This is a genomic window from Porphyromonas levii (assembly GCF_018206105.1).
GTDB lineage: Bacteria > Bacteroidota > Bacteroidia > Bacteroidales > Porphyromonadaceae > Porphyromonas_A > Porphyromonas_A levii.
Genome location: NZ_JADRGN010000049.1, coordinates 1 through 12,931 on the forward strand (window position 1 = coordinate 1; position 12,931 = coordinate 12,931).

The following is a 12,931-nucleotide window of genomic DNA, read 5'->3' on the forward strand; positions in this document are numbered from 1 at the left end:
AACCTAACGAAATCGCCATCGCTTAGGTCGAACTCACGTTAATGTAGAGTAGAGGGGGTATTTAAGCCCCCTTTCTCGCCAAAAATACGTACATTTGTAAACTATTTGAAAATCGGTTACAAGCGACAATAATGGAGTATAAGTTTCAGGATATTGAAAGGAAGTGGCAGAAGCTCTGGGTGGAGCACAAAACCTATAAGGTTGAGGAAGATGCTAGTAGACCCAAGATGTATATTTTGGATATGTTCCCATATCCATCTGGTGCTGGTCTGCACGTAGGTCATCCTCTTGGCTATATTGCGAGTGATATTCTTAGCCGTTACTATAGGCACAAAGGGTACAATGTACTGCACCCTATGGGGTACGATGCCTATGGCCTGCCTGCTGAACAGTATGCGATTCAGACGGGGCAGCATCCAGAGGTAACTACCCGTATCAATACTGCTAGATATCGTGAGCAGTTGGATAACCTTGGATTTAGTTATGACTGGAGTAGAGAAGTGATGACCTGTGATCCAGCTTATTATAAGTGGACTCAGTGGGCTTTTGTGCAGATGTTTAGTAGCTACTTCGATAACACTACTAAGAAGGCTAGACCAATTGATGAACTTATACACCACTTTGAAGAGCAAGGTACTCAAGAACTTGATGTGGCATGTAGCGAAGAGCTAGAGTTTACAGCCGAGGAGTGGAAGTCCATGGGTGAGCGTGAGCAGCAGGAGGTACTCATGAACTATCGTATTGCCTACCAAGGTGAGACCATGGTAAATTGGTGCGGTGGGCTTGGTACCGTTCTTGCCAATGACGAGGTGGTAGAAGGTTTGTCGGTGCGTGGCGGCTTCCCAGTGGAGCAGAAACTAATGAGGCAGTGGCAACTCCGTGTGAGTGCTTATGCCGACCGATTGTTGGAGGGTCTTAACAATCTAGAGTGGAGCAATGCGATTAAGGAAACGCAGCGCAATTGGATTGGTAAATCTTCGGGCGCTTTGGTACACTTTCAGCTAAAAGATAACGAAGAGCGAATCACGGTATTTACTACTCGGCCCGACACGCTATTTGGTGTAACCTTTATGGTGCTGGCTCCAGAGAGTGAGTTGGTGGATAAGGTTACTTCTCCAGAGCAGAGGGAGGAGGTAGAGGCTTATGTACTTCGTACCAAGAAGCGCACCGAGCGTGAGCGCATGATAGATCACTCAGTGAGTGGCGTATTTAGTGGGGGGTATGCGATTCACCCTATCACAAAGCAAGAGGTGCCTATTTGGCTAAGCGACTATGTTCTTGCCGGGTATGGGACGGGTGCTGTAATGGCAGTGCCCGGACACGATACGAGGGACTTCGCTTTTGCTAAGCACTTCAATCTTCCAATCATACCTGTGGTGAAGCCTAAGGATGTCGAGATTTCTGACAATCCAACTGAGTGGGAAGGAGCTGTGGATAGCCACGAAGGGGTGATGATCAATAGCGACTTCCTGAACGGACTCAAGGTAAAAGACGCAATCTATAAGATGGCGGATTACCTAAAAGAACACAGACTAGGGCACCGCAAGGTCAATTTCCGTCTGCGCGATGCTATTTTCTCACGCCAAAGATATTGGGGCGAACCATTCCCTATATATTATAATGAGGGCATGCCATATACATTGGATGAGAGTAAGCTCCCTCTATTGCTGCCTGAGGTAGACAAGTTCTTGCCGACAGAGAGCGGTGAGCCACCTCTAGGACGTGCGAAAGATTGGAAGACAGAGGAGGGCTATCCTTTGGAACTCAATACAATGCCTGGTTTTGCTGGAAGCTCGGCTTACTTCCTCCGTTATATGGATCCGCATAATGATAAAGCCCTAGTAGCAAAGGATAAGAATGAGTACTGGCGCAATGTGGATATCTACTTCGGCGGTGCTGAGCATGCTACAGGACACCTTATATATAGTAGGTTCTGGAACATGTTCCTATACGACAGGGGTTATATCTGCGAGGAGGAGCCATTCAAGAAGCTGGTCAACCAAGGAATGATTCAGGGACGCTCCAATTTTGTCTACCGTATTAAAGGCACTGATAAGTATGTGACCTACTCTAAGATAGAGGAGTACGATGTACAGCCTATCCACGTAGATGTTCATATCGTGCACAATGATAAGCTGGACTTAGAGGCGTTCAAGAAGTCACAGCCAGATAGGGTCAATGCTGAGTTTATCCTTGAGGCGGATGGTACTTACCATTGTGGTTCTGCGGTGGAGAAGATGAGTAAAACCTATCTCAATGTGGTTAATCCTGATGATATCATAGAGACCTACGGAGCTGACACCCTAAGGGTATATGAAATGTTCTTAGGACCTCTAGACCAGTCTAAGCCATGGGATACCAATGGTATTGACGGTGTATATAGGTTCCTTCGCCGTGCGTATGCGCTTTTCTTTAATGAGGCAGACGAGCTAGCTATCTCCGACGATAAGGCTAGTCCAGAGGAATTTAAGGCATTGCACGCTGCAATAATGAAGGTTAATCAGGGTATGGAGAGCTATTCTTTCAATACCTGTGTGAGTGCCTTTATGATTTGTGTCAATGAATTGACCACTCTTAAGAGTAATAAGCGTGAGATATTGGAGTCGTTTACCGTCCTATTAGCACCATTTGCACCGCATATAGCGGAGGAGATGTGGCAATTGCTCGGGCATGAGGATAGTGTTGTAGATGCGCCATATCCAGTGCACAATGATGCTTACCTCAAGGAGAGTGAGATCAAATACCCTATCTCATTTAATGGTAAGGTGCGCTTTACGCTCACCCTCCCAGCAGATATGACCAAGGAGGAGATTGAGACAGAGGCTCGTAAAGCGCCTGAGATGGAGAAGTATCTCGATGGTAAGGCTATCTCCAAGGTCATCGTGGTTCCTGGTAGAATCGTGAATATAGTAACTGGAAAATAACCATAAAAGTACACAAACAATGTCGTCAAAGAGCTATGCAGTGGTGAAGGATTACCTAATCATCACTCTCGGTTTATTTATTTATCTAATCTCATATTTCGGCTTTATCTATAGTCATGAGATTACTAGTGGAGGACTTGCTGGTATCTCCTCTGTTATCAGTTGGGGATTGAATATTCCTTTCTCACTACCTTACAACATTATCAACTTTACTCTCTTGGCTGTTGCGCTTAAGGTAATAGGCTGGAGGTTTAGTGTTAAGACTGTATATAGTGTAGCAATACTTGGTGTAAGTACCTCATCAATCGAGAAGTATATCCTACCATCACTTAGGGAGTTCCTCCCATTGCAGAATGACCCTGCACTAGCGATGATTCTGGGATCTATCCTTATCGGTGTCAGCCTTGGTATGGTATTCTCTGTCAATGGTTCCACTGGTGGTACCGATATTGTAGCAACGATTATCAATAAATATAAGGCAGTATCTATTGGTCGTGCGCTGATCTATATCGATGTCGTAACTATTGCAGCTAGCTGGTTTATCTTCAAGAGCCCTGATAAGCTAGTGTACAGTATGCTACAGGTGCTGATTACCAACACGACTATCGATTACTTCCTCAATGGTTCACGCCAAAGTATGCAATTCTTTATCGTTACCAATAAGCATCAGGAAATAGCCAACCGAATCATTAAGGAGGTGAATAGAGGAGTTACTTTCCTCAATGGAGAGGGTGCTTATTCACACAGCGAAGTAAAGGTATTGATGGTCATTGCCCGTAAGACAGATAGTGTGAATATCTTCCGTATTGTAAAGGAACTAGACCAAAAGGCCTTTATCACTCAGAGCTTAGTAAGGGGAGTGTATGGAGAGGGATTTGATACTATCAAAGTCAATAATGCTAAGAAGCAAAAGACTCAAGCTCCAGAAGGTGTAATGCTTGAAGGGAAATAATATATGAAGCTACTTATAGCTACCCATAATGAACATAAGACCCAGGAGATAAGAGATATCCTCTTTGCTTCTGGGCTCTCTATTGAATTGTATTCCCTCAGAGACCTCGGGGATATGGAGGAGATCCCAGAGACGGGAGATACACTATCTGAGAATGCTTTGCAAAAAGCGCAAGCTGGCTATGACCGACATGGTATCAATTGCTTTGCCGATGACACTGGACTAGAAGTAGAGGCGCTCGGAGGCGCTCCCGGAGTGTACTCCGCACGTTATGCTGGTCCGAAGTGTAATCCTAAAGATAATATCGAAAAGCTACTCGGAGAACTGCAGGGTATTACCAATCGTAAGGCTCGCTTTCGTACCGTTATAGCCTTAGTCCTTGATGGAGAGAAGTATTATTTCGAGGGTGAAGTCAAGGGAGAGATAACCGAAGACTTGAAGGGAAAAGATGGCTTCGGTTACGATCCTATCTTCCTTCCTGAAGGGTTTAATGAGACCTTTGCTGAGATGAGCGAAGAGGAGAAGAATATCATAAGCCACAGAGGCCGTGCTACTCAGAAACTCATAGAATTCCTTAGAAGTAGACAGTAATTTATATGGGATACGCAGCACCACTATTCGACCAATACACTCAAGAGCGACCAGCTATGAAGCTAAGTCATCTTCTTGGAGAGATACAGGGCGTGGTTCAGCGTGCCTTCAGGGATAGGTATTGGATTACTGCAGAGGTATCTAACTACAATCGAAATAATAGTAGCGGGCATTACTACTTTGACCTAGTAGAGACAGACCAAGGTACGCAGAAAGCCTTTGTCCGTGCCAACCTATGGGCAGGGGTAGCCGCTCGAGTATTGTCTCACTTCCAGAAGGTAACTGGAGGCATGATTACCAATGGTATGGAGTTGCTCATGCAGGTGAGTGTCTCTATGCACCCGCAGTACGGACTATCCCTTACTATCCATGACATCAATCCTGAGTACACGCTAGGAAATCTAGAACGTCTGCGCCAAGAGACCATCAGTAGGTTACAATCAGATGGTATCTGGGAGCGTAATAAGCAACATCAGCTGCCCTTACTACTACAGAGGATTGCCGTAATCTCATCCGATACCGCCGCTGGATTGGGTGACTTTCGACAGCAGATAGCCCAAAGTGTAGTTGGGCGTCTGATGCAAATTGATCTCTTCCCTTCTATTATGCAGGGTGCCGATACTACACCATCCATGTTCCAAGCAATGGCGAAGATACACCAGAGTACTACGCATTATGATGCCATTGTGATTATCCGTGGCGGGGGAAGCAAGATGGATCTATCGGCATTTGATAGCTATCAGATATGCAGATACATTGCGCTCAATCCCTTGCCAGTGATTACTGGTATAGGACACGAAAGGGATATCTCTGTAGCCGATATGGTTGCGCATACAGCTCTCAAAACACCAACAGCGGTTGCCGAATTCTTATTACGTAGGATGGAGCAAGTCGTTATCCAGCTTTTCAATGCAGAGGATAGGCTAGAGAATGTACTTACAGAGATAATTGACCAACAGAAGGAAACTATTCAAAAGCTCTCTAATAGGAGTTCACTCTACCTTACGAGAATGGAGAAGGAGTCGCTCCTCAGTATCCATAACTATCAGTATAGGCTTCATCAATCGATGAATAATAGACTGATTCGAGAGAGGAATAAACTCGAGGTGCAGCTTACACAGATAATTTCGGTACTCACTCTAGGGCGTACCAAACTCAAAGAGCAGTCGCAGCAAGTGGATTATATGAGAGATAGGCTCTCCAGATGGCTCTCTGATCTCCCGCTCAGACTAGAACAGAAGCAAGAACAGTACGAAAAGATTGCCCGCCTTCATGACCCTCACAATATTATGAGGAGAGGCTTTGTGCCAGTGGTTAGAGAGGGCGAAGCTATTACTAATACTACTCAAGTGAAGGAAGGAGATCAACTCCGCATACTCCTACTAGATGGAGAAATCGATTCCAATGTGCAAACAATAATACGAGATACATTATGACAAATCAAGAGATTATCACGCTTAGCTATGACGAAGCTGTAGCAGAGACCGAGGCGCTACTAAAAGAGCTGGAGAGTAATCAGCTCCCCATTGATGAGGTGTTGCAGAAGAGCCGCCGAGTAGTAGCGCTGATTGCGCATTGCCGTCAAGAGATAAAGAAAGTAGGCGAGGAGGTTGGAAAAATTCTAGATGAGCTAAAAGAAGAGAATAGTTAGTCCTTTCGCACTTCGTAAATGTGCCTTAATTGGGAAACAGAAAACCTCCGCTATAGAGTATCTCTCTAGAGCGGAGGTCTTTATATGGCGTGGACTTACTTCTCTACAAGATAACCGATAAACCAGGTGGTATCTGGACCATCTGCCTGATATAGTAGATCTTGAAGTGCATCATGCCCAGAAGCTTCGGCTCTCTCCCATGCAGCATCGGAGATAGGTAGGTCATAATCCATGCGGAAGTCGCCACCTCTATGATAGGGCTCAGGGAGAAAGCATGCGCCCTTGATACGAAGGGTCTCACTTACTTTGCTCTTAACCACAGAGATATTCATATACTCGTAGTAGCGAGGTACAAAGCCAAAGATCCCATTGGCATAAGCATCGAGACGGATATCCTCACCCTCCTGAAGGTTGGGGTTATTTAGGATAAGTCCGTCAGAGGACTCCCGGACATCCACATACTTACCCATGCTTTCCTGGTTTACCTCACGGTACTCAATCTTCTTGTGACCAGCAACAATTGCATCGAAACGCTCTTGGCTAAGGTTTAGGTACAGCGTATTATCTCTTGTCGATGGTTTGCCCGAAGGGATAAACTCGAAATAGTTGGGGCTATTTATAAAATCTTTTGTTGCCCTAAGCTCTCCAGCCTTAGGCGAGGTAAATGGCTTGCCATCCCAAGTATTTACTTTCAGTTTGCTATTGACCTCACCAATGAGTTCCTGAATCGTCTTGTGCACCTTCTTGAAAGGGCTTTCATTCTTCTCTTTCATATCTTAATTCTTACATCTAGCTAAATAACATTTACGGCAGAGGCACAGGTATTCATTCTTTGCTCCGAGCATCACCACTTCATCGCTATTGGAAAGGCGGTAGGAATAATTGGCTGGTGCGCCACAGTCCATACAAATAGCGTGAACCTTATTGACCCTATCGGCAATGCTCGTGAGCGCAGGCATAGGTCCAAAAGGGCGACGCATAAAGTCTAGGTCAAGCCCAGAGACAATGACACGTACACCTCGATCCGCAAGCGTTTGGCATACTTCCACAATACCATCATCCAGAAACTGAGCCTCATCTATCCCCACCACGTCGGCATCCTCCACAATATCCAGAATCTCACTAGCGGTAAATACGGGTATAGCGGCTATAGAGTTCTGATCATGGCTCACTACATCAGTTTCATGGTAGCGAGTATCTGTAAAGGGTTTGAATACGACAACATTGAGCTTAGCAATAAGCGCCCTTTTCACACGCCTCATCAGCTCCTCGGTTTTCCCCGAGAACATGGAGCCGCATATTACTTCTATCACGCCAATACGTTGGGAGCCTTTGTGGTAACTCTCCGTTATTTGGTCATCTAATGTCATAATAGTATCTATATTTATTCTTTCCTTAGTTTGGCAAACTTAAGTATTAATTGGCGGACTTGCCCATCTCCGAAACGAATAGATGCCTTAGTCCCTGATACACTATCGGAAAAACCAAGTACCTCTCCTCTACCAAAGTTGTTATGGTACACGTGGTCCCCTTCCTTAAAGTCTACTTGAAGAACCTCTGCTGCAAGCTTTTCATCTCGCCCCTTAGATACCCCATCACTTCCTACTTGTCTATCTCGCCGTACTCGGGTCACCCGTCGGGTAGGTGATGGTAGATCTCTATGCATGGCTTGTACCTTCTCCCTAATCTTTTCTTGCACTCCTCCAGAAAGGATTCCAGTATTATCCTTCACATATCTGGGGTCAAGATCACGAAGGAATCTACTAGGAGAGGACATATTAAGTTGACCATTGATCATACGCTCTCGGGCATAACATATAGTGCAGTTCTTCTTGGCTCGAGTAATCGCTACATAGAATAGTCGCCGTTCCTCCTCTATCTCGGCTTGGCTCATACTGCGCATATTAGGAATTAACCCCTCCTCTATACCAACACAGAAAATATGTGCGAACTCAAGCCCCTTGGATGCATGCATGGTCATCAAGGTCACCTTCGGGGTATCGTCCTCCTCAGTATCCTGATCAGTATAGAGCGTCATCTCTCGGACAAATTCCTCTAGGGTTGGCTCCTCTCCTGTCTCTTCTTTCCTGCGGTTAATAAAGTCATCCAGCGCACTTACTAGCTCTGCTATATTATCTATCCTAGATTGACCCTCTACAGTACCATCATTATAGAGCGTTTTGAGACCAGATAAGTCGATTACCTTCTGAAGGTATGGAACGGGTTGTAGCTCCTCAGTAAGCTCGGTAAGCACCTTGATAAGTTCACCAAATACTTGTAGCTTCCCGATACCCGCACTCTTTATAGAGGGGGATAGCTTCTCTGGATGCTCAACAAGAGTTATAAATGGGAGTTGCTCCCTATTCGCAATATCGGAAAGCGCTTCAAATGTAGTAGCACCGATGCCTCTAGCAGGGGTATTATATACTCTTCTAAAGGCTTCGTCATCCTGAGGATTGATAACCAGACGAAGATATGCTAGCACATCCTTTACCTCCTTACGATCAAAGAAGGATAACCCACCATAGATACGATTGGGTACCCCGAACATCTTAAGGTTTTGCTCCAATAATCGGCTTTGGGCATTGGTGCGATAGAGGATAGCTATCTCTTCAGGATCCACGCCATCTGAGATAAGCTTATTTATCTGAGCCGCTACTTGCTGTGCCTCCATAGGCGCATTGAAAGACTCAAAGAGCAATATCTTCTCACCCTCACCTGCTACTGCCTCTACCGTCTTGGGAATACGCTTCTCATTCTTGGAGATAAGTCCATTAGCTAAATTGACAATATTCTCGGTAGAGCGATAGTTTTTGGTTAATTTGAATAGCTTGGCACCAGGAAAGGTTTGGCTAAACTGCAAGATATTATCTATCACTGCCCCACGGAAGGAGTAGATACTCTGTGCATCATCACCCACAACTGTAAGCTCTGCGTCGCTTGCTTTGAGTAGCTGTACAATCCTATGCTGCACCCTATTGGTATCTTGGTACTCATCTACCAGTAGGTATTTGAAGCGCTCGTGAAATACTTTCCTTACATCCTCAAACTGTTGGAGTAGCCTCATCATATTAAGGAGCAAATCATCGAAGTCCATGGCATTTGCCCTTCTACATCTTAGCTCATACTCCTTATAAATCTGCGGTAGATGGGGTAGACTTTTCTGAAGGTTTTGCCTCCTTCGTAGCATATCCTCCGCTAGCTCCCCTGGTGTATAACCGTCATTCTTCGCACTAGAAATATGAGACTGAATCGTTGCGGGCTTGTAAAGCTTCTCATCCAATTCTAGCTCCTTTATGATAATCTTAACGAGCGAACGTGAGTCTGTAGTATCGTATATCGTATAGGTGTTGGTATAACCCAGACGATCGGCATAGCTCCTAATGAAGCGAGAGAAGACAGAGTGGAAAGTGCCCACAGTGATATACCTCGCCAAAGGAGCTCCTACAAGGCTTCCTATGCGTGCCTTCATCTCTCGTGCTGCCTTATTCGTAAAGGTAAGAGCAAGAATCTGGAAAGGGGCAACTCCTTGGGTTAGAAGGTAGGCTATCTTGGTTGTTAGTACACGCGTTTTGCCTGCACCCGCACCTGCAAGTATCAGACTATCGGACCCGGAATGCAGTACCGCCGCTAGTTGTTCGTCATTTAGACCACTCAAGAGTTCTTCTCTATCTTTCATCTTTTCATCTCCTCTCTCAGATACGGGGTCGTATGCCCCTTGTCTTGTGCAATCATCTCCTCAGGTGTACCAGTAAATACGATTCTACCACCGCCTTCACCACCTTCTGGTCCAACCTCTATAATATGGTCGGCCACCTTGATCACGTCTAAATTATGCTCAATAATTACTACCGTATTACCCCGGTCTACTAGTTTATTGATGATTTCCATAAGCACGCGGATATCCTCAAAGTGTAGCCCTGTAGTGGGCTCATCAAGAAAATAGATTGTCTTTCCCGTATCCCGTTTCATCAGCTCGGTTGCGAGCTTCACGCGCTGCGCCTCTCCTCCAGATAGCGTGGTACTCGATTGCCCGAGTTTTATATACCCTAGACCTACATCCTGAAGTGCCTTTACCTTACGAAGTATCACAGGTTGGCTATCGAAAAACTCTACAGCCATATTCACCGTCATATCCAGTACGTCCGCAATAGACTTACCCTTATACCGTACCTCTAGCGTTTCACGATTGTACCGCTTTCCTTTGCAGGTCTCGCAGGGGACATAGACATCGGGTAGGAAATTCATCTCTATCTTCTTATACCCATTGCCATTACAAGTAGCACATCGCCCTTCCTTTACATTGAAAGAGAATCGTCCAGGCTTATACGCTCTAATCTTGCTCTCAGGCATCTCCACAAATAGATTACGGATATCTGTGAATACGCCTGTATAAGTTGCAGGATTACTCCTAGGAATCCTGCCGATTGGAGATTGATCCACCTGTACCACCTTGTCTATATGCTCAATGCCCTCAATACTTGTATAGGGTAGGGGCTCCTCGAGCGAACGGTAGAAGTGCTTCGATAAGGCAGGGTATAGTGTATCATTGATATAAGTACTCTTCCCACTTCCAGATACCCCTGTTACAAGTACTAGCTTACCTAAGGGAATCTCTAGCGAATCTCCCTTTAGATTATTCCCTGTAGCACCGATTAGTTTCAGCGAGAGCTCTTTCCCCTTTCTTCGCTCTTCAGGTATCTTAATCTCCTTCTCAGCCCTAAGATATTGAGCGGTTAGCGTATCAGCCTGTATCATTCCCTGAGGATCACCAGCATATATCACTCTTCCCCCTTTTCGCCCAGCTCCAGGCCCCATATCCACCACATAGTCAGCTGCTAGCATCATATCTCTATCATGCTCTACCACGATGAGCGAATTGCCCTGGTCTCTAAGCTGTTTGAGCGACTCTATAAGTCGTGTATTATCTCTTTGGTGTAGTCCAATACTTGGTTCGTCCAAGATGTATAGGACATTGACCAACTTGCTACCCAGCTGAGTCGCCAAACGAATACGCTGCATCTCGCCGCCGGATAGCGAACCAGTAGTACGATTCAGCGTAAGATAGTCCAGCCCCATCTCCAGTAGAAACTCCAATCGGGTTACAATCTCTTTTACTATCTCTACAGCCACAGTCTTCTTACGCTTCTCTATCTTAGTAGGCACTTTTTTGACCCACTCCAATAGTTTAGGCAACGACCAATTAGAGACCTCTGATATATCGTAGCTATCAATCTTGAAGGAGAGCACCATCCTATTGAGCCGCTTGCCATGGCATACAGGGCACACCTTAAAGGTATTAAATTGCTCCGCCCACTTTCGGGTCTTAGGTGACTCATCCTCATCAGCTAAGGCTTGGAGGTAGGAAAGTAGACCTTCATACCCGAAGAGTCGCTCTACCTTACCTGTCGCCTCCACCTTCCGTCGTAGGGGATAATCCACACCATTGAGAATGTCGTCTAAGAGTTCTTCGGGAAGACTCCCTATGGGATCATTGATGGTATAACCGTGGTGATCCGTAATGGCTTCTAACTGCTTAAATATCATATTGGGCTTGAAGTTGCCCAATGGTGCTAGCCCTCCGTGGCGAATAGAGAGCTTAGGATCGGGGATAATCTTTGTCATATCGGGGGCTGGAACCTCTCCAATACCCTTACATTTAGGGCAAGTGCCTTGCGGTGAATTGAAAGAAAAGGTGTGCGGAGCCGGCTCTTCAAAGCTCTCACCCGACTCCAGATCCATCAGTTGTTTACTATAAAAAACAGGCGCCTCATCACGCTCATGCTTTTGCACCATAACTACCCCTTTCCCCAGTCGGAGAGCCACACGAAGGGTCTCCCTAAGGCGGGCAAGAGTCTCCTCATCATCTCTTACAGCTAGTTTATCCACTAGCACCTCGACGCGGTGATTTTGATAGCGAGAGAGCGCTAATCCCGGACGCAGCTCTAGTAGCTCCCCATCGGCACGCACATAGAGATAGCCCTTTTTGCGCATCGTCTCTAATAGCTCGCGATAATGCCCTTTTCGGTCTCGTACTATGGGTGCAAATATCTGTATCTTCTCCCCTGCATATTGCTCCACAACCATGCCGAATATCTGATCCTCAGTATGGCTAATCATTGCTTTGCCACTCTGAGAATAAGCAGTAGCCGTGCGAGCATAAAGTAAGCGGAGGAAGTCGTAGACCTCAGTCGTAGTACCCACAGTGCTTCGAGGGTTTTTGACCGTAGTCTTTTGTTCGATAGAGATTACGGGCGAAAGCCCTACAATCTTATCCACGTCGGGGCGCTCTAGATTGCCAAGAAAACCACGAGCATAGGCCGAGAAGGTCTCTAAATACCTGCGGTTGCCCTCTGCGAAAATAGTGTCGAAAGCAAGCGAAGACTTACCGCTACCACTCAGACCAGTTACCACAGTAAGGGAGTAGCGAGGAATCTCTACACTTATATCCTTGAGGTTATGCTCTCGAGCACCCTCAACGATTAGAAATTCACCCGTATGCTCTCTTTGATCATTCATCTTTTTATTCATAATCGATCCCACATAGACTTACAAAGATACCAAATATGTAATGAGTAATCTAATATTTTTGTCTTCCAAATCTGCAGAGAATACACTGTGGTACGCTCCATTTTATAAGCCTCTATAAACGATAGAATTAGGGCGATATCAAAGACGAATGCAGTATAGATACCTTATCTATCCAAGGCTCTTTCAATATGAATTACCAGTACAAGTAGCACCTGTTATGTAGACCAGTACAATGCTCTTAGGCGAGCACTAATTTTGGAGACGGCAATCAGTAAAATTTAT

9 protein-coding genes are annotated in these 12,931 nt (G+C 45.5%); 5 read left to right on the plus strand and 4 right to left on the minus strand.

Annotation, left to right across the window (positions count from 1 at the left end):
* Positions 1-131: 131 nt before the first annotated feature.
* Genes leuS through xseB form a run of 5 tightly spaced genes read left to right on the plus strand, consistent with a single transcriptional unit; the run spans position 132 to position 6,118 of the window.
* On the plus strand, positions 132-2,924 hold the full coding sequence (gene leuS, locus IX315_RS08575) for a leucine--tRNA ligase (protein WP_211635241.1): 2,793 nt from the start codon (positions 132-134) through the stop codon (positions 2,922-2,924).
* Between the two features lie 19 nt (positions 2,925-2,943).
* Positions 2,944-3,876, plus strand: a complete 933-nt coding sequence (locus tag IX315_RS08580; protein WP_134849554.1) for a YitT family protein — start codon at positions 2,944-2,946, stop codon at positions 3,874-3,876.
* A gap of 3 nt (positions 3,877-3,879) precedes the next feature.
* Complete coding sequence (gene rdgB, locus IX315_RS08585) at positions 3,880-4,467, plus strand: RdgB/HAM1 family non-canonical purine NTP pyrophosphatase (RefSeq protein WP_211635244.1); 588 nt, start codon at positions 3,880-3,882, stop codon at positions 4,465-4,467.
* 5 nt (positions 4,468-4,472) lie between these two features.
* A complete protein-coding gene (gene xseA, locus IX315_RS08590) occupies positions 4,473-5,903 on the plus strand; it encodes an exodeoxyribonuclease VII large subunit (protein ID WP_211635246.1) in 1,431 nt (476 codons plus the stop codon).
* Complete coding sequence (xseB, locus tag IX315_RS08595; RefSeq protein ID WP_018358840.1) at positions 5,900-6,118, plus strand: exodeoxyribonuclease VII small subunit; 219 nt, start codon at positions 5,900-5,902, stop codon at positions 6,116-6,118. Before xseA ends, xseB begins: the two co-directional genes overlap by 4 nt.
* A gap of 95 nt (positions 6,119-6,213) precedes the next feature.
* Here xseB and IX315_RS08600 read toward each other — a convergent pair whose 3' ends face one another.
* The 4 genes from IX315_RS08600 to uvrA are packed head-to-tail and all read right to left on the minus strand — an operon-like array spanning position 6,214 to position 12,637.
* Complete coding sequence (locus IX315_RS08600; RefSeq protein ID WP_134849552.1) at positions 6,214-6,891, minus strand: hypothetical protein; 678 nt, start codon at positions 6,889-6,891, stop codon at positions 6,214-6,216.
* Between the two features lie 3 nt (positions 6,892-6,894).
* The gene (locus IX315_RS08605) at positions 6,895-7,488 is read right to left on the minus strand and encodes a thymidine kinase (RefSeq protein WP_033408687.1); all 594 of its coding nucleotides are present in this window, start codon (positions 7,486-7,488) and stop codon (positions 6,895-6,897) included.
* Between the two features lie 14 nt (positions 7,489-7,502).
* Positions 7,503-9,797, minus strand: coding sequence for an ATP-dependent helicase (locus IX315_RS08610; protein ID WP_211837371.1), 2,295 nt, complete (start codon positions 9,795-9,797; stop codon positions 7,503-7,505).
* Complete coding sequence (gene uvrA / locus IX315_RS08615) at positions 9,794-12,637, minus strand: excinuclease ABC subunit UvrA (protein ID WP_211639487.1); 2,844 nt, start codon at positions 12,635-12,637, stop codon at positions 9,794-9,796. Before uvrA ends, IX315_RS08610 begins: the two co-directional genes overlap by 4 nt.
* Positions 12,638-12,931 lie beyond the last annotated feature (294 nt).

Coding starts and splice junctions, on each gene's coding strand:
- leuS (WP_211635241.1), top strand. CDS start 132: ATGGAGTATAAGTTTCAGGATATTGAAAGGAAGTGGCAGAAGCTCTGG.
- IX315_RS08580 (WP_134849554.1), top strand. CDS start 2,944: ATGTCGTCAAAGAGCTATGCAGTGGTGAAGGATTACCTAATCATCACT.
- rdgB (WP_211635244.1), top strand. CDS start 3,880: ATGAAGCTACTTATAGCTACCCATAATGAACATAAGACCCAGGAGATA.
- xseA (WP_211635246.1), top strand. CDS start 4,473: ATGGGATACGCAGCACCACTATTCGACCAATACACTCAAGAGCGACCA.
- xseB (WP_018358840.1), top strand. CDS start 5,900: ATGACAAATCAAGAGATTATCACGCTTAGCTATGACGAAGCTGTAGCA.
- IX315_RS08600 (WP_134849552.1), bottom strand. CDS start 6,891: ATGAAAGAGAAGAATGAAAGCCCTTTCAAGAAGGTGCACAAGACGATT.
- IX315_RS08605 (WP_033408687.1), bottom strand. CDS start 7,488: ATGACATTAGATGACCAAATAACGGAGAGTTACCACAAAGGCTCCCAA.
- IX315_RS08610 (WP_211837371.1), bottom strand. CDS start 9,797: ATGAAAGATAGAGAAGAACTCTTGAGTGGTCTAAATGACGAACAACTA.
- uvrA (WP_211639487.1), bottom strand. CDS start 12,637: ATGAATGATCAAAGAGAGCATACGGGTGAATTTCTAATCGTTGAGGGT.